At 72.4% G+C, this 26,395-nt stretch carries 20 protein-coding genes; 10 read left to right on the forward strand and 10 right to left on the reverse strand.

The window, feature by feature from the left end; translation table 11 throughout:
• Positions 1 to 13: 13 nt before the first annotated feature.
• Together rpsI and rplM are read right to left on the reverse strand one after the other, a co-directional pair.
• Complete coding sequence (gene rpsI / locus ACFWCK_RS16390) at positions 14 to 496, reverse strand: 30S ribosomal protein S9 (protein WP_233312318.1); 483 nt, start codon at positions 494 to 496, stop codon at positions 14 to 16.
• Between the two features lie 26 nt (positions 497 to 522).
• Complete coding sequence (rplM, locus tag ACFWCK_RS16395) at positions 523 to 969, reverse strand: 50S ribosomal protein L13 (RefSeq protein WP_091742431.1); 447 nt, start codon at positions 967 to 969, stop codon at positions 523 to 525.
• Between the two features lie 356 nt (positions 970 to 1,325).
• Between rplM and ACFWCK_RS16400 the strand changes: the two genes are divergently transcribed.
• From ACFWCK_RS16400 to ACFWCK_RS16420, 5 genes are all read left to right on the forward strand, one after another.
• On the forward strand, positions 1,326 to 2,528 hold the full coding sequence (locus ACFWCK_RS16400) for a glycosyltransferase (RefSeq protein WP_378806854.1): 1,203 nt from the start codon (positions 1,326 to 1,328) through the stop codon (positions 2,526 to 2,528).
• Between the two features lie 560 nt (positions 2,529 to 3,088).
• Positions 3,089 to 4,537 carry an O-antigen ligase family protein gene (locus tag ACFWCK_RS16405; protein ID WP_378806855.1) on the forward strand — a complete coding sequence of 483 codons (1,449 nt, stop codon included), beginning with the start codon at positions 3,089 to 3,091 and terminating at the stop codon, positions 4,535 to 4,537.
• A 1-nt stretch (position 4,538) separates the two neighbouring features.
• Entirely contained in the window at positions 4,539 to 6,329 is a 1,791-nt protein-coding gene (locus ACFWCK_RS16410; RefSeq protein ID WP_378806856.1) for a polysaccharide biosynthesis tyrosine autokinase, read from the forward strand.
• Entirely contained in the window at positions 6,326 to 7,573 is a 1,248-nt protein-coding gene (locus ACFWCK_RS16415) for a glycosyltransferase family 4 protein (RefSeq protein WP_378806857.1), read from the forward strand. The genes ACFWCK_RS16410 and ACFWCK_RS16415 overlap by 4 nt, the downstream gene beginning before the upstream one ends.
• On the forward strand, positions 7,570 to 8,460 hold the full coding sequence (locus ACFWCK_RS16420) for a polysaccharide pyruvyl transferase family protein (RefSeq protein ID WP_378806858.1): 891 nt from the start codon (positions 7,570 to 7,572) through the stop codon (positions 8,458 to 8,460). The genes ACFWCK_RS16415 and ACFWCK_RS16420 overlap by 4 nt, the downstream gene beginning before the upstream one ends.
• Positions 8,461 to 8,535: 75 nt before the next feature.
• Here ACFWCK_RS16420 and ACFWCK_RS16425 read toward each other — a convergent pair whose 3' ends face one another.
• Both ACFWCK_RS16425 and ACFWCK_RS16430 read right to left on the reverse strand, forming a co-directional pair.
• Complete coding sequence (locus ACFWCK_RS16425) at positions 8,536 to 9,597, reverse strand: glycosyltransferase family 4 protein (RefSeq protein ID WP_378806860.1); 1,062 nt, start codon at positions 9,595 to 9,597, stop codon at positions 8,536 to 8,538.
• Positions 9,594 to 10,886, reverse strand: a complete 1,293-nt coding sequence (locus tag ACFWCK_RS16430) for a glycosyltransferase family 4 protein (RefSeq protein WP_378806861.1) — start codon at positions 10,884 to 10,886, stop codon at positions 9,594 to 9,596. The genes ACFWCK_RS16425 and ACFWCK_RS16430 overlap by 4 nt, the downstream gene beginning before the upstream one ends.
• 148 nt (positions 10,887 to 11,034) lie before the next feature.
• On the opposite strand from ACFWCK_RS16430, the gene ACFWCK_RS16435 reads away from it, so the two are divergent.
• Positions 11,035 to 11,997, forward strand: coding sequence for a glycosyltransferase (locus ACFWCK_RS16435; protein WP_378806862.1), 963 nt, complete (start codon positions 11,035 to 11,037; stop codon positions 11,995 to 11,997).
• Positions 11,998 to 12,150: 153 nt separating this feature from the next.
• Here ACFWCK_RS16435 and ACFWCK_RS16440 read toward each other — a convergent pair whose 3' ends face one another.
• The gene (locus ACFWCK_RS16440) at positions 12,151 to 13,302 is read right to left on the reverse strand and encodes a glycosyltransferase family 4 protein (protein ID WP_378806863.1); all 1,152 of its coding nucleotides are present in this window, start codon (positions 13,300 to 13,302) and stop codon (positions 12,151 to 12,153) included.
• Positions 13,303 to 13,456: 154 nt separating this feature from the next.
• Between ACFWCK_RS16440 and ACFWCK_RS16445 the strand changes: the two genes are divergently transcribed.
• The gene (locus ACFWCK_RS16445; RefSeq protein ID WP_378806864.1) at positions 13,457 to 14,794 is read left to right on the forward strand and encodes a DUF222 domain-containing protein; all 1,338 of its coding nucleotides are present in this window, start codon (positions 13,457 to 13,459) and stop codon (positions 14,792 to 14,794) included.
• 159 nt (positions 14,795 to 14,953) lie between these two features.
• On the opposite strand, the gene ACFWCK_RS16450 is transcribed toward ACFWCK_RS16445, so the two are convergent.
• Positions 14,954 to 16,300, reverse strand: a complete 1,347-nt coding sequence (locus ACFWCK_RS16450) for a glycosyltransferase (protein WP_378806865.1) — start codon at positions 16,298 to 16,300, stop codon at positions 14,954 to 14,956.
• A 101-nt stretch (positions 16,301 to 16,401) separates the two neighbouring features.
• Between ACFWCK_RS16450 and ACFWCK_RS16455 the strand changes: the two genes are divergently transcribed.
• The gene (locus tag ACFWCK_RS16455; RefSeq protein ID WP_378806866.1) at positions 16,402 to 17,742 is read left to right on the forward strand and encodes a polysaccharide pyruvyl transferase family protein; all 1,341 of its coding nucleotides are present in this window, start codon (positions 16,402 to 16,404) and stop codon (positions 17,740 to 17,742) included.
• A gap of 27 nt (positions 17,743 to 17,769) precedes the next feature.
• Here ACFWCK_RS16455 and ACFWCK_RS16460 read toward each other — a convergent pair whose 3' ends face one another.
• Positions 17,770 to 19,593, reverse strand: a complete 1,824-nt coding sequence (locus tag ACFWCK_RS16460; RefSeq protein ID WP_378806867.1) for an ABC transporter ATP-binding protein — start codon at positions 19,591 to 19,593, stop codon at positions 17,770 to 17,772.
• Between the two features lie 199 nt (positions 19,594 to 19,792).
• Here ACFWCK_RS16460 and ACFWCK_RS16465 point away from each other — a divergent pair, with 199 nt between their 5' ends.
• Together ACFWCK_RS16465 and ACFWCK_RS16470 are read left to right on the forward strand one after the other, a co-directional pair.
• Positions 19,793 to 20,284: a hypothetical protein gene (locus ACFWCK_RS16465; protein ID WP_378806868.1), complete on the forward strand. Its 492-nt coding sequence runs from the start codon at positions 19,793 to 19,795 to the stop codon at positions 20,282 to 20,284.
• Between the two features lie 88 nt (positions 20,285 to 20,372).
• A complete protein-coding gene (locus ACFWCK_RS16470) occupies positions 20,373 to 21,443 on the forward strand; it encodes a MauE/DoxX family redox-associated membrane protein (protein WP_378806869.1) in 1,071 nt (356 codons plus the stop codon).
• A 33-nt stretch (positions 21,444 to 21,476) separates the two neighbouring features.
• Here the strand turns inward: ACFWCK_RS16470 and ACFWCK_RS16475 are convergent, their stop codons facing one another.
• From ACFWCK_RS16475 to ACFWCK_RS16485, 3 genes are read right to left on the reverse strand one after another with little or no spacing between them, the layout of a single operon-like run.
• A complete protein-coding gene (locus ACFWCK_RS16475; protein ID WP_378806870.1) occupies positions 21,477 to 22,739 on the reverse strand; it encodes a glycosyltransferase family 39 protein in 1,263 nt (420 codons plus the stop codon).
• Positions 22,736 to 24,010, reverse strand: a complete 1,275-nt coding sequence (locus ACFWCK_RS16480; protein WP_378806871.1) for a glycosyltransferase — start codon at positions 24,008 to 24,010, stop codon at positions 22,736 to 22,738. The genes ACFWCK_RS16475 and ACFWCK_RS16480 overlap by 4 nt, the downstream gene beginning before the upstream one ends.
• On the reverse strand, positions 24,007 to 26,337 hold the full coding sequence (locus ACFWCK_RS16485) for a glycosyltransferase (protein ID WP_378806872.1): 2,331 nt from the start codon (positions 26,335 to 26,337) through the stop codon (positions 24,007 to 24,009). Before ACFWCK_RS16485 ends, ACFWCK_RS16480 begins: the two co-directional genes overlap by 4 nt.
• Positions 26,338 to 26,395 lie beyond the last annotated feature (58 nt).

Genomic DNA, 26,395 nt, shown 5'->3' on the forward strand with positions numbered 1-26,395 from the left:
AGGACTGTGCGGTTTAGCGCTTCGAGTACTGAGGCGCCTTGCGGGCCTTCTTGAGACCGGCCTTCTTGCGCTCCTTGACGCGAGCGTCGCGCGAGAGGAAGCCGGCCTTCTTCAGGGTCGGGCGGTTGTTCTCGGCGTCGATCTCGTTCAGCGCACGAGCGATGCCCAGGCGCAGGGCGCCGGCCTGGCCCGAGGGGCCACCGCCGGAGATGCGGGCGATCACGTCGTACGAGCCCGCGAGGTTCAGCACCGTGAACGGGTCGTTGATCAGCTGCTGGTGCAGCTTGTTCGGGAAGTAGTCCTCGATGGTGCGGCCGTTCACCGTGATGGTGCCGGCGCCCGGGACGAGGCGCACGCGGGCGATGGCCTGCTTGCGACGGCCCACGGCAGCGCCGGGGACGTTGAGAACGGGACGCGGAGCGGTCTCGACGGCGGCGGCCTCAGGGGTCTCCGTCGAGAAGTTCTGCGGGAATTCGGTGGTTTCGATGTCAGCCACGAGTATGTCCTTGTTCGTAACGGCGCTTACTGGGCGACCTGGTCGAGGGTGTACGTCTTGGGCTGCTGAGCGGCGTGCGGGTGCTCGGAGCCGGTGTAGACCTTGAGCTTCGCCAGCTGCTGGCGGCCGAGGCTGTTCTTGGGGAGCATGCCACGGATGGCCTTCTCCACAGCGCGGACCGGGTTCTTCTCGAGCAGCTCGGAGTAGGCGACGGCCTTGAGCCCGCCCGGGTAGCCCGAGTGGCGGTAGGCGATCTTCTTCTGGAGCTTCTGACCGGTGAGCGCGACCTTGTCGGCGTTCACGATGATGACGAAGTCACCCGAGTCGATGTGGTTGGCGAAGGTGGCCTTGTGCTTGCCGCGCAGGAGCGCGGCGGCGTGCGAGGCGAGGCGACCGAGAACGACGTCGGTGGCGTCGATGACGACCCAGTCACGCTGGACCTGCCCGGCCTTGGGGGTGTAAGTGCGCGTCACAATAGTGCTGCTTTCTTGATCGAACGGAGAGGTTCGTGAATCCCACTCCGGGGTGGTTCCCTCCCTGAGGGGAGAGGAACACGCCAGTGGAGGGCTCACGTTCGCGGGTGCGACCAGCAGTGATCGCACACCAAAGAGAAAGCTTACGGCATGGATCCGGATCCCCCAAAACGACAGGGGTCCAGGACGCGATGACGCGATGGGCTCCCGCCGCCGTCGCCTCGTGATCGCGTCGTCTGCGGCTTTGCTGAAGACGCTTCCGGACGCCCGTGTTCTGACGTATCGTGCGGGGTGCAGCCCACCCGAGGCTGCGGTGCCTGTGGGAGGCATCTTCTGTGCCACTTGGGGAGGCACTGATGACTGACGCTGCACGACCGCTTCGCACGGTCGGAACACCGGGGGTCGACGAGCGGACCGAGGAGCGCGGGCGTGTGGCGCTGCTGCCGCTGCTCGAGCCGGCGGAGACCTGGGCGCTCGCCGAAGGCGCGAGCTGGGCGGTGCACCGGAGTCCGGCCCGCTTCGAGCGGGTCTTCCTCGCCGCGAACAGCGGCGACCTCGGCGGGGGAGCGACCATGCTGCTGCGCATGGCCGAGACGATGCGCGAGCTGGGTGTCGACGTCACCGTCGTGGTGCCCGCGCCGTCGCCTCTGCTGGACGAGACGGTGCGCAGGAGGCTGCCGGTGATCGGACTCGCCGCCAGTAACCGCGCCCTGTGGATGTGGGCGCTGCGCCGGTGGGACCGCGAGCGGCCCGACGGTCTGCTCTGGTGCAACGGCCTGGTGCCCTCGCTGGCCACCGTGCGTCGTGCCGGGCGGCTGGTGCACCTGCATCAGGAGCCGACCGGCATCCGCTGGATCCTGTCGCCGCTCGCCCGTCGCGGCGCCGTCACGACCCTCGTGCCGTCGCGAGCCATGCTGGAGGCCGTGCCCGGCGCGCTCGTGCTGCCGAACTGGACGGATCGGATCCGCCGGGCGAAGCCGGATCCGGACGCGTCGGGACGGATCCGCATCGGCTTCCTCGGGCAGCTCGGGCTGGACAAGGGCGTGCATGTGCTCGCCGATGCCGTCGGCCTGCTCGAGGACCGCATGCCGGGCCGCTTCCGGCTGGTGCTCGCCGGGGAGCCGGAAGCGGTGCACGAGGAGGACCTCGTGGTGATGGAGGATGCGCTCGGCGCGGTCGCACGACTCACGCATCGCGCAGGCTGGGTCGACGCCGCCGACTTCTTCGACACGATCGACCTTCTCGTGGTGCCGTCGGTGATCGCCGAGTCGTTCGGGCTCGTGGCGGCCGAGGCGATGGCGGCCAGGGTGCCGTTGATCGTGAGCGACGCGGGCGCGCTGCCCGAGGTGGTCGGCGGCGCCGCACAGGTCGTGCCCGCCGGGGATGCCGCCGCGCTCGCCGACCGCATCGCCGACGTGGTGACGGGGGCGATCTCCCCGCACCGGGGGCCGCTGTTCGAACGGTGGTTCGCCGAGTTCTCGCCGGTCGCAGGCGAGGCGCGGATGCGGGAGCTGGTGGAGTCGCTGGGTGTGCGACAGGGCGGGCTGCTGCACGACTAGGGGTGCGCAGCGGATGCCATGGGCGGGGCTTGGGGCGCCGGTGCAGTCCGAGCCGCGGTCCATCGAAGCGAGGAGAACCCCAGCTCTTCGCTTCTTCGCAGTGGACTGCACCGGCTAGAACGCCGAGGAGGGGAGTTCCCCGGCTGTGCTCACCTTAGGGCTGCGGGGACGGGAATGCACGGGGGAGTTTCGCGGTGAGGCGGCCTTGTGCGTGCCCTCGCTCAGCACAACGGGCTGGCGCGGGCGTTCGGGCTCGGCGGCCCGCGGACGAAGGCGATGCGGCCGGGCCGGAGGGCACCGGCCGCATCGCGCACCGGGGACGCGGTGCCGGGTGGTCGGGAGCCGCAACGATCCCCCGTCGGTTGCGGACCACCCGATGAGGAGACGAGTGCGGGCTGGGATCATCACGGACGTTCTCGAGGATCCGCAGGATACGACGCGAATCGGATGACGGATGTCGCATTCGGTGGGATGCTCTCCGTGACGGTCGTCGGCGACGTCCTCGCCCGATGGCCCGAAGGGTCCGCGTGGGATAATGGGCGGCTACGGAGGTGCGGGTCATGGGGACAGGCGCGAAGGTCGTATCGCGCCTTCGTGACGCCCTCCCCGGAGCCTGGGCCGCGACCTGGCGCTGGGTGGTCATCGCCGTCGGCGTGGCGATCGCGGCCTACCTGCTGCTGGAGCATGCCACCACCGGTTCCGTGCTCACCGCCGCCGCACTCGCGGCGCTCGTCGTCGGCGCCGTGCTCACCTGGTCGACGCCACTGGCCATCGCGCTGATGGCGGCGCCGGTCGCCTTCGTCACGGAGCGGCTCGCGGTCGGCGGGGCGGATCTGACGGTGTCGGATGCGGCGATCGCGGCCGGATTCGGCACCGTCGTGCTTCTGGGCAGCCGGAACTTCAGCCCGCCGATGCGCGCGATGCTGTGGCTGAACGCGATCTACCAGTTCAGCACGGTCTTCACCGTGATCGTGAACCCGTTCCCGCAGAACACGGTGGAGTGGTTCCACGCGTGGCTGCTGGTCTCCGGGGCGCTCGTGCTGGGCTGGGGGCTGGGCCGGGCCGGATATGCGCGCCTGTCGGTGATCCTGCTGCTGGGCATGCTGGTGCTGATCGCCGCCGGCACCTACGTCACGGCCGGGATCAACGTCGTGCAGGGGCATCCGATCGATGCCGTCTATCCGGTGTGGCCGTGGCCGATGCACAAGAACGCGGCAGGCGGGGCTCTCGCGCTCGGGGTCTTCCTGGCCTACGCGAGACCGGACTGGCTCGGGCTCGCCCGCCGTTGGACCGTCGCGCTCGTGTTCGTCTTCGGTGCGGCGCTGCTGCTCACGCAGTCGCGGCAGGCCGTCGCCGGACTGCTCGCCGCGCTCTTCATCCTCATCATCCGCCGGGGCGCGGCCGGGCATGCCGTCTTCCTCACCCTGCTCGCCATCCCCGCCGTGCTGCTCATCGTGCAGAGCGTGATCGAGCAGTTCGCGTCGGGCAACCAGTTCAACTCCGCCTACGCACGGCTGGACTGGATCCGCGAGGTGTACGCGCTGTGGAAGCTCTCGCCGATCTTCGGGCACGGCCTGCGCTACTGGTACGTGCATCCGTGGGCGCACTTCCAGCCGCCGCAGGCCGAGCTCGAGGTCGCCGCCTCGGCAGGGGTGGTCGGTCTGCTCGGCTTCGTGATCATGTGGATCGGGTTCGTCGTCGTGCTGTGGCGGATGTCGCCCCGCTACGGCGCCGTCGCCCTCGGCGCGGTCGTGCTGCGCATCACTGCGGCGCAGTTCGACCTGTTCTGGGTCGCCGCCCAGGTCTCGGTCCCGTTCCTGGTCGCGGGGATCTGCCTGGGAGCCCAGGCGCTCGCGGTCTCGAAGGGCGAGGGGCAGTACTGGGCACCGCCGAAGGATGCACGTCAGAGTCCGGCGGAACGGCGGGCGGCCGAACGACGGGCCCGCGCCAGGGAGCCGATCGGCGCCCGTTTGTATGATCGTGCTTACTCATCCACCCCGAAGGGCTGACATGGACATCCGGGACTATCTGCGGGCGCTGCGGCGCAACTGGATCGCCATCATCCTGATGACCGCGGTCGGCCTCGGTGCGGCCTACGGGTGGGTCAAGATCCAGACCCCGGTGTACGAGGCCTCAGTGAGCGGGCTGGTGAAGAGCAGGACCACGCCGACCGACCCGGAGCAGCAGCTCGCGCAGTCGGGTGATACCTACGGGCGCGCCAAGGTGCCGACCTACCTGGTGATGGCGGGCTGGCGCAACGTCGGCGTGAACGCGGCGGCCGCGCTCAACCTCTCCGACACCCCGGAGGCGCTCGTGAAGCGCATCACGGTGACGAACCCCGAGAGCACGAACATCATCAACATCGCGGCCACGGCATCGTCGCCGAAGGCCGCGCAGCAGCTCGCGGACGCCTGGATGCAGGGGCTCATCTCGGTGATCGACGCCACTGACGGCATCGATGGCAAGCCGGACACCTCGCCGGTCATGATCTACGTCGCCCAGACGGCGGCCCTGCCGGAGGCGCCGATCTTCCCGAGCGTGCCCACGGCGCTGCTGGTCGGCGGCCTGCTGGGGCTCGGCGGAGGGATCGCATTCGCGATGATCCGTGCCATCTCGGACCGCCGGGTGCGCAGCACGGACGACGTGGAGCAGCGCCTGGGGGTGCCGGTCGTCGGCACCATCCCGAAGGTCGACGCGGTGGCCGCCGAACGCCGGATCGTCGCCGAGGGCGAGGCGCCGGCCGATTCGCGCACCGACTTCGCCGTGCGGGAGTCGTTGCGCGCGCTGCGGACCAATCTGCAGTTCATGGACGTGGACCACCCGCCGCGCACGATCGTGGTGACGAGCGCGCTGCCCGGGGAGGGCAAGTCCACGGTCGCGGCGAATCTCGCGATGACCCTGGCGGCGGCCGGCACGAACGTGGTGCTCGTGGACGGCGATCTGCGCCGCCCCACGGTCGCATCGACGCTCGGCCTGGTCGCCGGCGCCGGGCTCACCGATGTGCTCGCCGGCAGGGCGAAGCTCACCGATGTGGCGCAGACCGCGCCCGACATCCCCAACCTGGCGGTGCTGACCGCCGGCACCATCCCGCCGAACCCGAGCGAGGTGCTCGGATCCGAGCGCATGCACCAGCTCGTGAAGGACCTCACGAAGCACGCGACGGTCATCATCGACGCACCCCCGGTGCTCGCCGTGACCGACGGCGCCGTGCTGACGAATCAGGCCGACGGCGCCCTCATCGTCGTGGCGGCGGGCAAGACCACGTACGAGGTGGTGGACAAGGCGCTCAACACGCTCGAGAAGGCGCGAGGTCGCGTGCTCGGCGTGGTGATGAACCGCGTGCCCGTGACCGGACGGCAGGCAGGCTACGCCTACGACTACCGGGAGAAGATCGAATCCGCGCCGAAGCCGGGCGGAGCCAAATCCGGTGGAGCGAAGTCGGGTGGCGCGAAGGCGGAGGAGGCCGCTCCGGCCGGGCCGAAGCGCACGGGCGCCACGTCCGCGCCGGTCGCCCTGCCGATGCCGATCGTTCCGGCGAACCTGGAGCCGGAGCAGCCCGCGGCAGAGGCTGCGCCGGACGAGACCGAGACGCCGGCGGCACCTGCCGCGAAACCGCGCCGGGCGGCCTCGTCCGCGCGGTCGGCAGCACGCGCCGCCTCGGCGACCGCGAACCCCGCCGAGGACTCGACGGACCAGGAGGAATCCGCGGATCCGGAGGTCAGCGACTTCGACTCCCTGCTCGGCGACTTCATCGCCGACGACGCCACCGGCGGCCCGCGCCGCCAGCGCGGGCGGTCGTGACCACGCGGCGCGTCGCACTCATCACCTCGTCGTACGCGCCGCACGTCGGCGGCGTCGAGACGCACGTCGCCGAGGTCGCCCGGGCTCTGATCGCCCGGGGCGTCGAGGTCGAGGTGTGGGCCGTCGACCGTGGCGGGCGGGCGGACGCCGAGCAGGCGGACGCCTTCGCCGTGCGCTATCTGCCGACGCCGCTGCCGGCCCGGCACGCGAGCTCGCTCGCACGATTCGCCCGACGCGCCCCCGGCGCCTGGTCGCAGTGGGCGCGCGCGCATCGGCGATTCCGCCCCGACGCGCTGCACGTGCACTGCTTCGGCCCGAACGGGCTGTACGCCCTCGCCCTGCATCGCCGGTTCGGCACCCCGCTGATCATCACCTCCCACGGCGAGACCACGGGCGACGACGACAACGTGTTCGCCCAGTCGGCGTTGCTGCGGCGGGGGCTGCGCGACGCGCTCGCCCGAGCCGCGGCGGTCACCGCGCCCTCGGAGTACGTGCTGCGCGACCTGCGCGCTCGGTTCGGGCTGGTCGGCGGCGTGGTCGTGCCGAACGGCGTCGCGCTCGACGTGGCGCAGGACGACGGGATCCGCGGCAGGCTCCCGCACGGCCCCTATCTCGCCGCCGTCGGGCGGCTGGGCCGGATGAAAGGATTCGACCTTCTGCTCGAGGCGCTCGCTCGCCTGCGGGCGCAGAGCGATCCGGGCTCCGCGACGACGGCAGGGTCGACTTCGACGATGCCGGAGCAGCCCGGGCGGTCCGCCGCGACGGAACCCGCGCAGCCCGTTCCGACGCGGGCGGATGCGCGGCTCGTGATCGCGGGCGACGGTCCCGAGCGTGCAGCGCTGCAGGAACAGGTCTCGGCGCACGGCCTGGAAGATGTCGTCGACTTCCTCGGCTGGTGCTCGCCCGCGCAGGTCGCGACCGTGCTGGCCGGATCCCGGGCGCTCGTGGTGCCGAGCCGCTCCGAGGCGTTCGGCATCGCGGCGCTCGAGGCCTGGCGGGCATCGACCGCGCTCGTGATGACGAACCGCGGCGGCGCCGGCGAGTTCGTCCGCGACGGGGAGGACGGCATCCTCGTCGATCCGGAGGACGTGGACGCGCTGGCCGCGGCGATCTCGCGCGTGCTGGCGGATCCGGCGTTACGGTCGAAGCTCGCGGCCGCGGGCGCCGACCGCGTGGGCGAGTTCACCTGGGAACGCGTGGCCGAGCGGTACCTGCAGGTCTACACGTCTGCGGAGGGCCCGTGACGACCGGGACGTGGCGGTACGAGGGCGCGCTGCGGCGACGCCTGCGACAGGCGCGCCGAGCGGTGCAGGCTGCGCCCGCGGTCGGCACCCGCGGCGTGGTCGTCCCCGCGTTCTGGTGGGACGGCCATCCGAACTTCGGCGACGCGCTGACCCCGTTGCTGCTGCCGCGGTACGGCCTCGTGCCGCTGCATCGCGAGCCCGACCGGGCGCGGCTGGTCGGCGTCGGCAGCCTCATCCAGTTCCTTCCCGCCGACTTCGACGGCGCGATCTGGGGCACGGGTGCGATCGACGACGCCGAGCGCCTGCTGCCCGAGGCCACGGTGCTCGCGGTGCGCGGGCCGCTCACCGCGGAGCGTATCGGTGCCGGGGCCGTCGCTTACGGGGATCCGGGACTGCTGGTGGGGCGGCACCTGAGGCGGCCCGGATCCGATGGACAGGTCGCGCTCGTCGCGCACGGGCACCATCGCGGCGATGAGGACCTGCTCGCGCTGGCCCGGCGGGACGGTGTGCGCGCGGTCGACCTGCACCGCGCGGCGCCGCCCGTGGTGCGGGAGATCGCCTCGGCGGGGGCCGTGCTGACCACGTCGCTGCACGGGCTGGTCACGGCGGACGCGTACGGCATCCGGGCGGTCTGGACGACGCGCGAGCCCGCCCTCATCGGGGGCGACTTCAAGTTCCGCGACTACGAGGCCGCGGTCACGCCGGGGCGCAGCCGTTTCGTTCAGTTCGACGACGTGCGCACGCGCGACGACGTGGTGCGCCGTGCGAGCCGGGCGGACGCCGGCCGCGTGGCAGCACTGTGCGACGGGCTGGAGGCGGCGCTGCGGCGCGTTCCCGAAGTGCTCGGCCCGCTGCCGCGGTATCCCGCGGGACTGCTGCGGCGCTGACGCTCGGCTGGGGTCCGCTCCGGCTGCGGTGTTCGCAAGGTGTTCACCGATCGCCGCGACGGGTCCCGCAAGCGGTCATCGCAGGGTGCGCCAGACGTCCGCGTGCCCCTGCGCGGAGCGCTCCCAGGTGAACTCCGCCGCGCGGGCGCGGCCGGCGGTGATCAGCCCGTCGACGGCGGGGTCGCCCGAGGTCGCGGCCAGCACGCCGTCGGTCACCCCGTCGGCGGTGGGCTCGACGAGCAGGGCCGCCCCGCCCGCCACCTCGGGCAGGCTGCTGGTGTTCGCCGCGACCACGGGCACGCGTGCCGCCATCGCCTCGAGCACCGGCAGCCCGAAACCCTCGTAGAGCGAGGGCACGACCACGGCCCGGGCAGCGGCGACGAGACCTGGCATGAGCTCGTCCGGCAGGCGCCCGAGCAGGCGCACCCCCGCCATGCCGGAGAACAGCTCGGTGCGGCGGGGGTGCGCCGGTCCGGCGAGCGCCAGCAGCAGGCCGGGTCGTTCGCGGTGGATCCGTGGCCAGGCGGCCGCCAGGGCGTCGAGGTTCTTGCGCTGCGCCGCACCCCCCGCGTGCAGCACGTACGGCTGCTCGAGCCCCAGCGCCGCACGCGCCTCGGCGGACAGCGGCGCCGCGTCGAGATAGCGCGGATCCACCCCGTTCGGGACGACATGCGGATCCGTCACGCCGAGGAAGTCCACGGCCTCGGACGCGGTGAACGCCGACACGCAGATCACGGCCGCCGCCCGCCGCGCCTCGGCGGCCGCGGCGGCGACGGGCGCCGACTCGTCGGGGAAGCGCCAGGACACCACGTCGTGCAGCGTGATCACATCCGCGTGGGGAGACGGCGGCAGCTCCAGCGCCATCCGATGCGACACGGTGTCGCCGGCGTACAACGCGCGGCCGAGGGCGGCACGAGCGCGCTCCGACGCCTGCGCCACGCGCCCGAGCGGAAGGCGGCGGTTGCCCGCGAGCGGTGAGCGGAGCGAGCGGAACACCAGGGGGCGCACGGTCCACGGCTCGGGTCCGGCCTGCGCCAGCGCCGCCCGCGCGCGCTCGCCGATCTGCTGCTGGTAGGCCTGGGCGCCCATCGGGACCTCGGTCGCAATGGTCGCCAAGGAGAGCTGCGGGCGGGTCATGTCGCCTCCCGTCCGGGAGGCGGGTCGACGGATCCGCCACCGGGGGCAGGACCGGGCTCTTCGCCTGATCCGGCGCCGGATCCCGTGCCGGATCCCGTGCCGGATTCCGTGCCGGATCCCGTGCCGGATCCCGTGCCGGGCTCGGCGCGCGCATGCGACTGCAGCCAGCGCTCGATGGGGGCGACGCACTCGGCCCAGGTCCGCTCCGCGAGCACCTGCGCGCGTTCGGGCGCAGGCGCCGGCTCCGAGTCCCGGTGCGCGAGGCGATCCGCGATCCACGCCGCCCATGCCGCCGGATCCGCGGAGACCTCCGCATGAGAGCCGGGGAAGGCGCTGGCGGCATCGGGCGTCGCGATCACCGCCGCGCCTGTGGCCAGGGCCTCGGCGAACTTCATGGCCGCGCCGACGCCGTCGATCACGGGCACCGCGACGACCGTGGCCTCCGCCGTGAAGTCGACGAGGCTCGGCACCTTTCCGACGAACTCCACGCCCGCCGGCAGGGCGACCGCCCCGTCCAGTCCGGTGCCGGCGATCCGGCACCGCGCATCGGGGGCCAGGGCGGCCAGCAGCGGCCAGACCTCGCCGAGGAACCAGTCCAGGCCGCGCCGGTTCGGCTCCCAGGCCCAGCCGCCGAAGAGGGCGACCAGGGGCGCGCTGCGGGAGTACTCGCGATCGGGCCACTCCGCGGGGTCGATGCCGAGAGGCGCGGTGAAGACGCGCGGCGCCGCGTCCGGATGCTGCTCGATCAGCCGGATCCGCTCCGTGTCGGAGCAGGTGATCACCCCCTCGGCGCGGGTGATCGCCCGCGCCTCCAGCTGACGGTGCTGCGCGGCCTGGTCGGGAAGACCACGGGTGAGGAGCCAGGCGCTCATCGCGTTGTGCACGTCGAGCAGCACGGGAGCGCCGACGCCCTCGGGCAGCAGCCAGACCGAATCCTGGTGCGACAGCGCGATCGCCTCCCAGCGGGGACTGCGCACGAGCCGAGCGAGTCGCCGGGCCGCGCCGGGCACGGCCCTGCCCTTGACGTGCAGCCGCGGCCGGATCACCTCGGTGAGCGCCGCGATCGAGGAGTCGTCCTGGGGTCCTGCCGGGCTGACCACGACGATCCGTCGTCCGTGCTCGCGCAGGGCGGCGATCTGGTGGTACTGCCGGCGCTGCCCACCCTGTCCGAACCGGTCGGGCACCTCGACGCTCAGCCAGAGGACCGCGCTCTGAGAAGGCGACGACGCCGTCGAGGCGCGCATCGCCCCGCGGCCCGTCGACCCGTGCAGGGCTCGGGCTCGCGCCATCTCGCCTCCTGTCCGTGTGCGGTTCCAGTATGCCCGCGCGGGATCCGGCTCACCCTCGTCGCTGGACGCACGCGCCGCGGATCGCGCTGGCTATCATCGACTCGAGGTGGCACATCCTCAGGTGTGGGCGACCGGCACAGGAGCGCAGGTGACCGCAGGACGAGCCGGCGAGGCGACGATCGGGATCATCATCCCGCTCTACAACGGCGCCCGCCACATCACCGAGACGTTGCGATCGGTGCTCGCGCAGACGCACTCCGCGCTGCAGGTGATCGTGCTCGACGACGGATCCTCCGACGGCAGTGCCGAGATCGTGCGCACCGCGTTCGAGGACCCGCGGCTGACGCTCGTGCAGAAGAAGAACGAGGGCATCGCCCGCACCCGCAACGCCGGGCTGGCGCTGCTCGGCGCCGACGTCGAGTACGTGGTCTTCATGGATCACGACGACCTCGTGGCCCCGGTGCTGTACGAGCGGCTGCTGCGCGTGCTCTCCGCACGACCGGACGCGGTCGGCGCATATGCGGTCGCGGACTGGATCGATGCCGGCTCCGCCCCACTCGGGGACGGGGAGTTCGCTCGTTTCATGCGGGCGCGCGAGGCGGTGCGCGGCGGGCACGTAGTGTCGCTCGCACCCGAGGAGGACGCCACGCTGCCCGAGCTGTTCCTCGCCAATCACCTCTACCCGCCGAGTGGGATCGTGCTGCGACGCCATGCGATCGACGCGATCGGCGGGTTCGATCCTTCATATCGAGTGGCCGACGATTGGGACGCCCTGGTGCGCCTGTCCCGGCGCGGTCCGATCGTGCCGCTGGACGAGATCCTGGTCGGATATCGCCGCCACGGGGCGAACGCCTCGGGGAACACCGTGCTGAATGTGCGCGAGAGCCGCGCGGTCTGGGCGCGCACGTACTTCTCCGCCGACAACTCCACCGCCGATCGGCAGGCCCTGCGGGCGGCATGGCGGGGAATGCAGCGACACAAGTTCCGGGTCAAGTCGGCCGCCGCACGCCGCGAACTGCGCGCGCGACGCGTGCTCTTCGCGCTGCGGTGCCAGCTGGACGCCCTCGCACACCTTGCCCTGGTGCGTCCGCTGCGGCGCTGGGGGCGCTGACTCGGGCCATCGGCTGACCCGGGCCATTGACAGCGAGACCGAGACGGGGTCGCGAGACCGAGGATTTCATCGTCGGTCTCGCGACGACGGTTCGGTCTCGCGGACCCGGACCCGGACCCGGCCCCGTCCTGGGGCTGGGGGCGCCGACCCGGATCAGATCCGCTCGAGCAGTGCGCGCAGCCGCGCCCACGCCCAGTCCGGATTCCGCTGCTCCGCCCGGCGCAGGCCGGCCTCGCCGCGCCGGGTCCTCTCCGCAGGATCCGCGATGAGCTCGCGCAGTGCGGCGGCCAGTGCGTCGGGATCGTTCGGCGGCACGAGCACGGCCACGTCTCCGACCACGCTCGGGATGCCGCCCGTGCGGGAGGCGATGATCGGCAGGCCGCTCGCCATGCCCTCGCCCAGGATCAGCCCGCTGGGCTCGGCCCAGACCGAGGGCACGACGAGCACCTCGGCGTCGCGATAGAGGGCGGGGAGGGCGTCCCTGTCGGCGAACGGCAGGAAGGTCGCCGTGGCACGGCTCGCGAGGGCGAGGTCGCGCACCTCCTGCTCGTAGGGGGTGGCGGGCGCATTCGGGTCGAACTCGTGGCTGCCCACGAACACGAACTCGGCCTCGTCCGGTCCGAAAGCCCTGGCCGCCCTGGCCAGCACGTCGGGGCCCTTCGACGGGATCATCCGCCCGACGTACAGCACGCGAACGGGACGGGAGCCGGTGGCCCGTTGCGAGGCAGGGGAGAACCGGGAGGTGTCCACCGGGTTCTCCACGACCGCCACCTTCGATCGCTGTGCGCGCGGAAGCAGCTCGCTGGTCTCGTCGGCCAGAGCGTCGCTCACGCAGATGACCGCCGCCGCCTCTCCGACGATGCGGTCCGCCTCGCGGGGTCCGTAGGTGCGGAACAGCTGGTTGTGCGCATAGATCGACACGCGGTGGCCGCTGCCGCGCAGCAGCCGGGGCAGGATCGGCGCGTTGTGCGCGAGCACATCGGCCTCCGGCAGCGCGCGCACCGCATCCGCGAGCGGGGCGAACCACTGCGCGACCCGCGGACGGAGCAGGCCGAGGCGCCCTGCCGCGGCATCGAAGTAGTGGCCGTTGCGGGTCACACCGGGTGCGCCGTCGTACTCGATCAGGTCGACGCCGTCATACCGCGGGGACATGGTGGTGCGGTCCAGGATCACGCCATGACGGGCGTCGCCCGCACGCACGGCGGCATCCGCGAGCAGGTGCACCACCGTCGGAACCGCGGATCCGGTGCGGGGGGAGAAGTGGTCGCCCGGCGTGATGGCGTGGATGACGCGACGCTCGCCCATGGGGCCAGCTTAGGGCGGCGGGACGCCGGGCCCGTCGAAGCGGGCGGAGCGACCGGTGCGGCGTCTTGCAAGTGCAGGGAATTCCCAGGTCTGAAGTGAAATCTTCCTGTGGACAACTCTAGAACATATCTTCGATTCTTGGTAGGATCGGAGCATGACCAGCACCCTTGATCCGCTCCTGGAAGCCACCCGGCTTCTGGTGGAGGCGTGGGGTGATGCGCGGTCTGGCGGGGATCTGTCGCGCGCGCAGCTGGTGGCAGTGAACGACGTGCTGGGGTTGCTGCACCGTTCCTCAGGAGCGGTGCATGCAGAGGTCGCGGCGGCGATCGCGTACGAGTCGCGGCGAGAGTTGGGGCCGGAGTCTTTGGCGAAGCAGCAGGGCTACCGGAACACGGCCCAACTGATCGCGACGACCACCGGGACGTCGACGGGGGACGCGACCCGGCTGGTCAAGGTCGGGGAGGCGACCGCACCGCGCTCGAACCTGATCGGTGAGCCGCTGCCGGCGAAGTTCCCCGCACTGCGGGAGGCGCTGGCCGTGGGCCGGATCGGCGCGGCGGTGACGGATCTGCTGGTCACGTTCCTGGACCGGATGATCGTGAAAGTCGGCCGTGGGGCCGTCGCGCAGGCGGAGGAGTTCCTGGTCGGCAAGGCGCCCGGGTTGTCGTTGGACGAGGTGCGGCGGATGGTGACCCGGTTGGAGGCGCATCTGGATCCGGATGGTGTCGCCCCGCGGGAGGACGAGTTGCGGGCGCGGGCGTCGCTGACCCTGTTCGAGCGGGATGGGATGCTGCACGTGAACGCGGTGCTGGATCCGGGACGGGCGGCGGCGGTGAAGACGGCGATCGAGGGGTTCGTGTCTGCCGAGTTCGCCGCGAAACGTGAGGGTCGGGACCCGGTCGCCCCGGATGCGGATCGGCGCAGCGTGGTGCAGGTCCAGGCTGACGCTCTCGTCCATTTCGCCGAACATGCCCTCACCTGTCAGCGGAACAAGACGTTGAACGGGGCGACCGTGATCGTCCGCGTCAACGCGATCGACCTGGAGCACGGCACCGGGTTCGGGCTGATCGACGGGATCGAGCAGCCGGTCAGCATCGACACCGTCCGCCGCATGGCAGGCGGGGGCGGCATGACCAGCTGGGTGTGCGGGGACGACGGGGAGGTCTTGAACTGGGGACGCGACCGGCGCCTTTTCACCCGCGCCCAACGCCACGCCCTCACCGAACGCGACGGGGGGTGCGCGTTCTGCGGACTCCCACCCGGAATGACCAAAGCCCACCACATCGACTGGTGGAAACGCGACCACGGCAAAACAGACCTGTCCAACGGTGTGCTGCTCTGCGAGACCTGCCACCACCTCATCCACGACAACGGCTGGAACATCCGTGTCGACGGCGCCGGCATCCGCGCGAGAGTCTGGTTCCTGCCCCCACCCGGCACCGGGGCGCCACCCCGCCTCGGCGGACGCGCACGCACCGAACACATCGCGTGAGCAGCCGCGAGAGCGCGCGTTTCGTCTCGGTCGCGCCGCGCGCGTCCTCGCTCGACGACCCGAGGTCACGACAGGTCGGGCGCCCGCTGCGCTCGCACGATGCGGGCTGGGGGAGGAGGCGGGGCGCCCCCAGGAACGCGTCTTCGACGCAGAGGGTGTTCAGAGCGGGGAGCGCACGCCCAGCGCCGGGATCAGCTCGACCAGTCGGCGCGCGTAGCGGTCGGTGCCGTACCGGGTGCGCGCCCATTCGGTCACCTCGGAATCCGATGCAGAGGCGCCTCCGAGTGCGGTGACCACTGCCACGGCGAACTCGCGCGGATCATCCGTCACGGGGAACGGGTGCCGGCCGTCGTCGTCGGTGATCCCCTCCGCACCGACCGTGGTGGCGATGACGGGGAGCCCGCGCAGCAGCGCGTCGATCGTCTTGAACTTCACGCCTGCCCCCGAGTGCAGCGGGACGAGCGCGGCCGAGGCCGTGTCATAGACCTCGTCGAGGTCGTCGACATAGCCCGTGACGGTCACTCCGGAGCTCAGCGCTGCACGGTGGTACAGCAACTCCGGAGGGTGGACGCCGACGAGCATCAGCGCAGCCTCGGGCAGGGCCGCGCACACCGAGGGCCACACCTCGTCCAGCAGCCACACGGCCGCCTCCACGTTCTCGCGCCGGTCGAAGGCCGCGACGAACACGGCGGGTCCTCTGCCCGGCATGGCCGATCCGCCCGGCATGTCCTCTCCGTCTGACATGGCCGATCCGCCCGGCATGTCCTCTCCGCCTGACATGGCCGATCCGCCCGGCATGTCCTCTCCGCCTGACACGGCCGATCCGTCTGGCCCGGCCGCTCCACCCGGTGCGGGATCGGGATGCTCGGCCGGATCCCACAGCGGCGGATCGAGTGCGACCACACGCGGGCGCCGGCTGGCGCGACGCACCTGCCGGGCGTCCTTGTCGCTCAGCACGATCACGACATCAGCGCTTCGGAACGACGAGGGCTGCGTCACGGCGACCACGAGCGCGCGCCATCCTCGCCACACGACCTTGGTGGTGGCGCTCTGCGCCCGGGCGGATCGCAGCCACCGGAGCTCCCGCTGCAGCGGCACATCGTGCGCGACCAGCGCGGTCGGTCGCCGTCCCGCCGTGCCCCGCAGGAGGAACGCCGTCTCCTCCCACTGGGCCTCGACGAACTCCGCATGCCGAAGGGCCTCGCGCACGGCGGGGCTGCGTCGCAGCGCGCTGCGCCTGCTGGGTGCGAGCCAGTGCGGCAGCAGGAACGCCGCGAGACGATCGAGGGCACGCATGCCGCGGGAGTCGTCACCCGCGACCAGGACCACACCGTCGGGATCCTGCGTGCGCGCGAGGCCGATCCGGTTGAGCTCGGTGTCGGGGGCGACGACGGTGACCTCGTGGCCGAGCGCGCTCAGAGCGCCGAGATGCCGACGGTAGTACTCACCGCCGGCGTGCGGAATGCCCGGATAGGGCACGACGAGGGAGAAGCTGACGATCCTCATGCCCGAGGGCCGGATCCGTCGTGCGACGACGGGGTCGGGTGAACCACGACACAGGTATATCACCGCGCGGTCACAGGCAATAGCATCGCGGCGGAGGACGCATGCCGATCACAGAAGGGGCCCGGACGGTGCCCGCCGTCGCACCCACGCGGCGCGAATCGCGGCTCAGGCGCAGCCTGTACGCGCGCGCTCGGCAGGCGCTCCTCTCCCACGCCGGGCTGCGCCTCGTGCACGCCGTGGAGCGGATGCGCGTGCTGGCGCATCCGCGGCGCCGTCCCCTCCGCCGTGGCTCCGACCAGGGGGAACAGGATCGGGATCGGGACGCTGTGATGCTCCCCGCGGGCGGCGGCAACATCGGCGATCAAGCGATGTTCGAGGCGTATCTCGCGAACACCCCGGGCGATGTCGTGGCCGTCATGCGCGACGCCGACGCCTACGTCATCCCGGAGGAGGACTGCGCCAGGGTGCGGGTGCTGCACGCGCCGCTGCTGAGCGGCGGGACCCTGCGCGGACGCTGGCGCGAGGTGCGCGCGCTCGCCGACCAGCTCCGGGCCGCGCGGTCGTTCGCCGTGATCGGCGCCGACATCATGGACGGCGGGTACAACCGCGCAGAGGCGGTGACGCGCGCCGAGATGCTCCGGCTGGCGCGGCGGCTCGGCGCCGACGCTCGGCTGCTGGGCTTCAGCTGGGGTGAGAAGGTCGACTCCGCCGCTTCCGCAGCGCTGGCGCGGGCGGCACGAGAGGCGCGGTTGTTCGTGCGGGATCCGATCTCGGCCGAGCGACTGCACCGTGCGGGGATCGCCGCGGTCGAGGCCGCCGACCTGGTGTTCGCGGCCGATGGCGAGCGGGAGCCGGCGGACGTCTCGGCCTGGCTGGTGCAGCATCCGGATCCGGGTCCGGTCGTCATCGTCAACCTCAGCGGTCTCATCGAACGCAGGACCGATCTCGTGCCCGAGTTCGTCGCGCTCATCGATCGGCTGACGGCGGAGGGCATGCGCGTGGTGCTGCTGCCGCACTGCCTGCGCGACGCCGACGACGACCTCGCCGTGTGCCGGCGCGCGGGGGAGGCGGCGGCTCGTGCGGACCGGGTGCTGCTCGTCGAACGGGCGCTGCGCCCCGCCGAGGTGCGGTGGCTCACGGCGCGTGCGTCTGCGGTCGTCACCGGCCGCATGCACCTGTCGATCCTCGCCCTCGGGCAGGGCACGCCCGTCGTCGTGCTGCGCACCCGGGGCAAGGTGGAGGGCCTCGCGCGGATGTTCGGCCTGGAGGATTACACCCTCGACCCCGCGCCGGGCATCGGCGACAAGGCCGGAACAGCGCTCGCAGACCTGTTCGCCGACACGACCCTGCGCGAACGGATCGGCGCGCGGCTGCCGCATGTGCGCGCACTCGCGCAGCGGCAGTTCGCTCCGGACGAGCGGCCGAGCGCCGCGGCCGCCTGAGCGGAGGCGCTCAGACCCGGGCGCGGATCACTCCAGCCGGCCGAGCTGGATCAGGCGCGCGAACTCCGGATCCTGTTCCCGCACCTGCTCGAAGGTGCCCTGTGCGGCGATGCCGCCGTCGCGCAGATGCACCAGGTGATCGACGGCCCGGACGGTCGAGAGCCGGTGCGCGACGATGATGATGGTCATCGTGCCCTGCAGGGACTGCAGCGTCTGCGCTATCTCGTGCTCGGTGGCGTTGTCGAGCGCGCTGGTCGCCTCGTCGAGCACGAGTACCCGAGGGCGCAGGTACAGGGCGCGCGCGAGGCCGACGCGCTGACGCTGACCCCCGGAGAGACGGGTGCCACGCTCCCCGACGATCGTGTCGATGCCGTCGGGCAGATCCGTGACGAGGTCGCCGAGCTGCGCTTGCGCGAGAGCGGTGTGCACGCGATCCCGGTCGATGTCGGCGGGGTCGACTCCGAAGGCGACATTGCGCGCGATCGTGCCGCTGAGCAGGTACACGTCCTGGGGCACGACGCCGATCTCCGAGTACCACGTCGCCGGATCGTCCGAGATGCTCCGCCCGCCGCAGCGGACGACGCCGGACGTGGGGGAGAACAGGCCGAGGATCAGATCGACCACGGTGGTCTTGCCGGCGCCGCTGCCCCCGGTGAACGCCACCGTGCGGTTCTCGCCGATGGTGAGCGAGAGCCCGTCCAGCACCGTCACGTCCGAGTCCGCGTACCGGAAGGTGACGTCGTCGAGCACGATGTCGCCGCGGTACGGCTCGTCGCTGCGCGGCTTCTCGTCGTACAGGTCGGCCGGATCCAGCTCGGCCAGCGCGTCGACCATGATGTTCAGGCCCACGCCGCCGACCCGCGTCGTCGCGAGGTTCGCGGAGACCCGAGTGAGGGTGGGCAGCGCGCGCAGCGCGGCGGTCGCGAACAGCCCCAGCACCGGGATCACCTGTCCGGCGGATCCGACGGCGAACATGAGGATCGAGATGCCCACGATCGCGATGATGAACGCGATCTCGAGGATGTGGCGCGGCACGTCGCTCATGAAGCTCAGCTCACGACCGGCCCGGGCGCTGCGCAACCGCGACTCGCGGAAGTCGTTGACGAACGCCGAGCCGCGGGAGCTCAGCCGGGTCTCGCGGAAGCCCTCCAGCCCTGGCATGAGCGCCTGCCAGGCCTCGAGGCCGGATTGGGCGATCGTCTCGCCGATCCGCAGCTGGCGCCGCCGCAGGGCGAACTGCACCCCGCCCACGATGCCGCCGAACAGCACGATGGTGAACACCGTGGCACCGGGTGCCGCGAGCGCGAGCACCGCCATGATCGCGACCAGGACGAGCACGTCCGAGCACATCGTGACCACGGCCATCAGCACGCTCGCCGCCTGATTGGTCGCATCGTTGATGTTGCGGTAGACGACGCTCAGCGTGCGCGCCCGATGCGCGGCGTAGGGCGCCTGCACGTACCGGTTCATCAGCTCCGTCGCGGCGAGGGCGGTGATCCGCGTCGTGCGGCCCAGCAGCCACCACCGGAACAGCAGCGATCCGGCGGTCTTGATCAGGAAGACGAGCGCGATGAAACCGCCGACGAGGGGGATCAGCACGGCGAGCTGCGAGCTGCCCACCGTCGACGCGACCCACTCGAGCACGGGGCCCTGAGGCGATCCCGTGGTGATGAGACTCATGAGCGGCAGCATGGCGGCGACGCCCGCCATGTCGAGCAGCGCGAGGACCACTGAGGCGGCCACCGTGGTCAGGATCCACTGGCGTGGACGGGCGCCCGTGACACGGAGCAGGGTGCCGAGCTGCGGCAGCAGCGCCCGCGGCGTCGTCCTGCGGGCTGAATCCCGTGCCATCGCGCGTGTCCTCCCGCGAAATCGTTGCGAACCCCGTATCGGAATATTGGCTCATACGCTAACATCGGTCTTGTCCGCGTTATGCCGTCATCTGGGGTCGCATAACGCATTGCATTCGACTGGGGAACTGCATATGTCTGAGAACGAACCGTCGGTAGGCATCAGCCGCCGCACTGTGACCAAAGCAATGGCGTGGGCCATGCCCGCCGTAGCTGTCGCCGCGACCGTGCCGTTCGCGGCCGCGAGCGCCTGCAACGATTTCAATCCCGAGAATCCGTGTCCGATCACCCTCGCGGGCGTCGGCTGCAAGCTCCCGGGCAACTCGCAGAACATCTACAAGGGTTACGCGTTCCGTCTCACCGTCTCGAACCCGACGGGCGCACCGATCACGATCAACGTGACGTCCGCGACGCTCGATGGCGGCAACCTGGGCTCGGTCCTGGTGGTGAACCTCAACAACGGTTCCAGCCAGACCAACCCGTTCACCATCCCGGCGCATACGACCTACGTCGCGGCGCTGCTGACGCAGAACGCGCCGAACAGCTCGAACGGCGCGCTGAGCATCACGTACACGGTCAATGGCGGCGCGCCGCAGGTGGCCAACGCGACGATCCCGTCGGCGCCGCCGATCCAGGGTGGTTCCTGCACCGCTTTCAACTCGACCGAGAAGGCGTACATCGCCGCAGTGTGATGCGCCCTGGTCCCACCCGAGGAAGGCCCCGCTTCGGCGGGGCCTTCCTTGCATCCCGGATCCGCCGCCCGCTGGATAGCATCGCACCATGCCCGTTCCGTTCGCCGTGACACTGCCGCTGCTGCTCGCGGGAGTGCTGCTCGTGAGCGCCGTGGCGAAGCTGCGCTCGCCCGGTGACCTGCGGGAGTGGGAGGCGCTCGGCGTGCCCCGGCCGCTGCGGCGTGCGGCGTTGTTGCGGCTGCACCCGTGTGCCGAGGGTGCTCTCGGCATCGCCGTGGCGGCACTCGGTGGCTGGCTCGGCGCTCTCGCGGGCACCGTCGCCGCGGCCCTGATGCTCGCCTACACGGTGCTGGTCGTGCGGGCCGCGGCCCGCGGGGGAGCATCGTGCACCTGCTTCGGGGCACCCGCCCCAGTCACCGGTGCGACGGTGGTGCGGAACATCTGGCTGACCGCCCTCGCAGTCGGCGCCGCGCTCGGCGCGGCCGGCACCCCGCTGCTGGGCGGCGCACTCGTGGCGGGGATCGCGCACCTGCCGTGGCTGCTGGCGGCGCTGATCGCCGTCGTCACCACCGCGCTCGTGCTGTGGCGGGCGACCGCGCGCCCGTCGGCGACGACACCCGGGGTGCCGGTGGTTCCCGGATCCGCGGCGGGTGCGGACGGCGGCCCCTCCGACGCTCCGGGCGGATCCCCGGGCGGTGATGAGCTCGAGTACGTGCGTCGCCGCACGCCGTCGGTGCCGGTGACGCTCGCGGACGGCACCGCGGTGAATCTGCGTGAGCTCGCCGCGAGGAAGCCGCTGCTGCTGCTCGCGCTGTCGTCGATGTGCGAGCCGTGCGAGACGATCCGGGACCGGCGGGCGCACTACCGCGCGCTGCTGCCCGAGGTCGACGTGCGGCTGCTGCTGGTGGAGCCGACGTCGAGCCGCTGGGCCGAACGCGAGGAGCCGCAATCGCTGCACGACCGCGGTGACTACGTCGCCGGATCGATCGAGGAATGGGCCACCCCGTCCGCCGTGCTGCTCGGCGCCGACGGCCTGCTCGCGGGCGGCCCGGTCACCGGCGACCTCGCCGTCGAGGCCTTCATCGGCGACGTGTACGAGGCCTTGCACGGGGAGCGGCCGCCGACGGACCCGCAGCCGGACGCCGCGACCGCGAGTTGAGGGCGGCCGACGTCGACCGGGGTTGCGCGCGGGTCAGAGCTGGAGCATCACGCGGTCGCCAACCGCGGCGATCTGGACGCCGGTCCAGCCGCACAGCACCAGCAGCACCAGCACGAGCAGCGCGCACAGGATCCAGTCCCCGCGACGGCGGCGGATCCACAGCGTCGCGGACCCGAACGCCAGAGCAGCCAGGGGCAGCGCGCCGTACGCGGTGCGGAACGCGACGTGCCAGCCGAGCCCGACCTGCAGCAGCCAGGCGGCGACGCTCGCGACGCCGGTGACGAGGAGCACCGCGAGCGGAACCCCTCGGGCGCGCTCTCGGGCGACCGTGAGCAGTGCCACGGCACCGACGACGAGCACGGCTCCCACCAGCACGGCGAGCACATCGACCCAGCCGGGGGCGGCGAAGACGTTGCGGAGGTATTCGTCCGGCAGCGTCAGGTAGGTGAGCGCCTCGCGGGCGAGTGCGAACGGGGCGGTCCCACCCGACTGGAAGCGGTAGCCCGCGGCGTCCACGCCCGCCTGCCCGGTGAGATCGCCGTAGAGCGCGAGATTGCGCAGCACCCACCAGGTGCAGCCCGCCGCGATGACGATCGCCGCCGCCAGCGACTCGCGCCAGCGGCGGCGCGCGAGCAGCACGATGAGCAGTCCGCCCACCAGAGGGGCGACGGTGATCTTCACCATGATCGCGACGGCGCCGAGCGCGCCGAGCACCAGTCCGCGCCCCCACGGTCTCGCGCCGGGACCGCCGAGCGCGACGAGGACGGCCGCGAACCCGGCCACGAGCGACCAGGTGTCGTTCTGCACCGAGGCCGACATCACGATCAGCATCGGGTTCAGAGCCACGAACGCCGTCCCGCTCACGACGGCTGCGGCCTGCCCGGGAATCGTGCGGAGCAGGATCCGAGCGACCAGCCAGGTCAGAAGCACGGCGCCCAGCACGCCGAACAGTCGCACGCCGAGGAAGCCGGCCTCGCCGGTTCCGAGCAGGCGGATGATCCCGGCTGCGACGAGGTAGAACACCGGCGCCTGCTGACCTTCGTAGGTCACGCCGGGATCGCCGAGCACGGGCAGGGTGCCGTGCACGGCGACCCAGACGGCGTTCGCCCAGTGGGCGGGCTCGTCGTACGGCAGGCCCGCGGGCACGGCGAACGCGGCGATCGTGCCGAGGGCCGCGGTCGCCACGCAGAGGACGACGGTGAGGACGCCGCTCTGCGCATCGCTGCCGTGCCGGCGCCTCGGCGACTGCATGCGCGCCACGTCCCGTGCGGCGGGGACCGGGCCCGAGGCGCTCATGATCCCGCTGCCGCGACGAGCACGGCCTGCATCTCGGCGACCCGCAGGGACCAATCGGCGGAGAGGGCCGGATCCGGATCCGCCCCTGCCGCCTGCGGGGCCGGGAGGGTCGGCGACGGGTCGGCGGCCTCGGCCAGCGTCTTCCGCACGGCGTCGGGGAAGTCCTCGGTCGCCGCGATCCGGATCAGCGGGTCGTCGGCGTCGCGGAAGCCCGCCACCGGCGTCGACACGACCGGGCGCCCCACGGCCCGGTACTCGTAGAGCTTGAGCGGATCCAGACTCTCGGTGAAGTCGGTCACGACGTGCGGCACGAGCAGCGCATCCGCGTGCTGCAGATAGCCGATGACCGCCTCGCGTCGGCGCGCACCGAGCACGATCGCGCCCGCGTCGCGCAGCCGGGCGGTGTCGGCCTCGTCGAGCGCATTCGGCCCCACCAGCACGACCGTCCCGCTGGTGCCGGCGTTCGCGGTGCTCCCGCCCGAGGTGCCGGTGCTCCCCGCGGTGCCGGTGTTCCCCGCGTCGCCGGTGCTCCCCGGGTCGCCGGTGCTCGCGGGGCCGCCGGCCCCGCCGGTCCGGTTGCCCGCGCCCAGTTCCGCCGCGGTCCGCACGCACAGCGCCACGTCGAGGCGGTCTCGGTGCAGGGTGCCGAGGTAGAGCGCGACCGGACCGGGGGGCAGGTCCGCCGGACGCGGCTGCGGAGTGCGGTAGGCGTCGACGTCGACGCCGTTGCGCACCACCGCGATGTCCGGGCGCTGCGGACTCTTGCGCCGCGCCAGTTCGGGCGAGCAGGCCACCACGGCTGCCGCATGCCCGAGCAGCCACGCCTCGCCCTCCGCGAGGCGGTGCATCTCCGCCGTGGGCCGGTCGGCGGCCAGCCAGTCGTCGGTGAGGTCGTAGAGCGCCCTCCAGCCGGTGCGCCGGGCGAGCCCGGCCATGCGCGGGTCGTTGACCCACAGCAGCGGATCCGTCATGCCCAGCCGCGCCGCGGCGCGGGCGATGGTGCGTTCGATCCGCTCGTCCGCTCTCGGGTCCATCCGGCGGGGCAGCCATTTCACGGGACGGATCGTGTGCAGCCGCTCGGCCACCGCGCGCGCGCCATGGCCGAACTCCGGCCGGGCGCGCCGCCGGAGGGCGTGCAGGGGGTCGTCCGGAGGCTCGACGAACAGCACGCGGAGGGCGGGATCCTGCCGCAGCAGGCCCGAGACCAGGTGCTGATTGCGTCGCCACACCTCGTCCCAGCGCTCGAGCGAGAGCACGACCAGATCGCTCATCGCTTTGCCTCGCCTTCGCGTGCGCCGCGTGGCGTGGCGTGGCGGGCGATCGCCTCGCGGTACACGGCATCCGTCCCTGCGGCCTGGGCCTCGAGCGAGAACCCGGCACGCTGGCGCCGCTGTGCGGCGGTCGCGAGCCGCTCCCGTGAGTCCGGATCCGCGGCGAGCAGGCGCAGGCGCGTTCCCGCGGCCTCCGCGTCGCCGGGCGGGAAGAGTGCATCGGGCTCCAGCCCGTCGAGCAGATCGAGGTGCCCTCCCGCTCCGGCGGCGACGACGGGGAGGCCCGCCTGCATCGCCTCCAGGACGGTCAGCCCCAGACCCTCGCGCGGACAGGGGGCGAGGAGGAGCCCCGCCTGCGCCAGCAGCGCGGCGATATCGGACCGGTATCCGAGGAACCGGGTGCTGCCGCCGAGACCGAGCCGGGCGACCTGGGCTTCGAGCTCCTCGCGTCGTGCGCCCTCGCCGGCGATCCACAGCCGCCAGCCGTCGGCGGCGAGGCCGGATGCGGCGAAGGCGTCGATCGCCACGTCCGTGGCCTTCTCCGCCTCGAGGCGCTGCGCGACGAGCACGATGCGCTCCCGCGGACTCGATGCGGTCGGCTCCGATGGAGGCAGACCCGAGTGCACGACCGTCGAGGTCACGCCGATCTCGGCCGCCACCGCGCGGCTGATCGCGATCTCCGCATCGACCACGCGGGCGGCGACCGTGTTCATGTGCACCGTGGCATGGCGGCGCCGCGGCTGCGCGAAGTGCCGGGTCGCCACGACGGCGGGCCTGCGGCCGCGCCCGAAGGCGAGCGCGGCGGCGGCCTCGGCGGCCGTCATGTGCACGTTGACCACATCGGCATCGCCTCGCACCGCTCGCAGCGCGCGGCGCACCCCGAGATTGCCGCGGGCGGGGACGAACCCGACGCCGGAGCCGGCGAGCGCTGCCGACATGCGCGCCGGGTCGCCGCCGATCACGCGCACCCGTGCGCCGGCGGCCTGCTGGGCGGCGGCGAGTCGCACGATGAAGCGCTCCACCCCGGCGAACCCGTCCGAGCTGACCGCGTGCACGATGTCGAGGGGCCGGGCGCCGCTGCCGTCGGCGGGCTCGGGGTCCGGCTCGGGAGTGTGCTGACCGCGAGACCGAACCTCCGTCGCGAGACCGACGTTTTCATCGTGGGTTTCGGAACGCGAGTTCGGTTTCGCGGGCGAGAGAGGCGTCGGATCCGCCGCGTCCGGGCGCACGGATGCCAGCAGGGCGAGGTAGCGGCGTGCGATCCTGTCCCAGCCGAGGTGCTCCACGCTGCGCCGGCATGCCTCCCGCCAGTCCGCGACGTCGGTGGCCGCGACCTGCTCGAGCCGGGCGGCGATGCCCTTCGGATCCGGATCCACCAGGTAGCCGTTCACGCCGTCCTCGACGAGGTCGACGGCGCACCCCTGCCGTGTCGCGATCACGGGCAGGCCCGAGGCCAGCGCCTCGGAGATCACCATGCCGTAGGGCTCGTAGAGCGTCGGGAAGACGAACATGTCGGCTGCGGCGAACACCGCGGACAGGTCGGTCTTCACCCCGGCGAAGTGCACGCGGTCGGCGACCCCCGCCCGCTCGGCGCGGCGCAGCATCAGCGGAACGGTCTCGGAGTCCCCGCCGACCACCAGCAGCATCACGGTCGGCGCGTGCACGAGGGCGTCGATCGCGAGCGGCACTCCCTTCCAGCGCAGCTCGTGCCCGACGAAGAGGGCGATCCGGTGCTCGTCGTCCAGCCCGAGCGCGGCACGGGCCGCTGTGCGTTGGGCGACGGTGGGAGGCCGGAACCGCTCGAGGTCCACGCCGTTGGGGATCACCTGCACCGGAGGGGTCGCCACTCCGTAACAGCGCTCCAGCTCGGCGACCTCGGCCGAGGTGAGCGCGACGATCGCGCGATGCGTGCGGCCGCGATAGCGGATCCGGTCCACGACGTAGGCGAACGGCACCATCGGATTGCGCAGCACCCGCCACAGCGCGCGTCCGCGGGCGCGCACCGCCGCGATCGTGATCACGTGATTCACGAAGACGTCGCCCGCCAGCACCATGCCGTGGCACAGGGCGACCGCGTCCGGCCGCTCGGCGAGGTAGCGCCGGGCGCGGGCGCTGCCCCGAACGACGAGGCGGAACTGCGTGCCGATCATCGACAGCCGGCGCTGCCAGGCGGCCCGTTGGGTGCGTGGGGGCACGCGCACGAGCTGCGGCGCGGTGAGGGACTCCACGGTGTGCCCGGCGGCGCGGAACGCTCGTTCGAGCTCCCACGCGACACCCGAGATGCCGGCGCCCGGTGCGACGCTCGGTGCGATCTGCACGATCCTCATCACGGTCCGATCCCCTACGCAGCCCATCGGCGCGCGGACCCCGGCGCGCCGCTGACTC

The sequence above is a fragment of the Microbacterium sp. NPDC060117 genome (assembly GCF_042729315.1).
Taxonomy (GTDB): Bacteria; Actinomycetota; Actinomycetes; order Actinomycetales; family Microbacteriaceae; genus Microbacterium.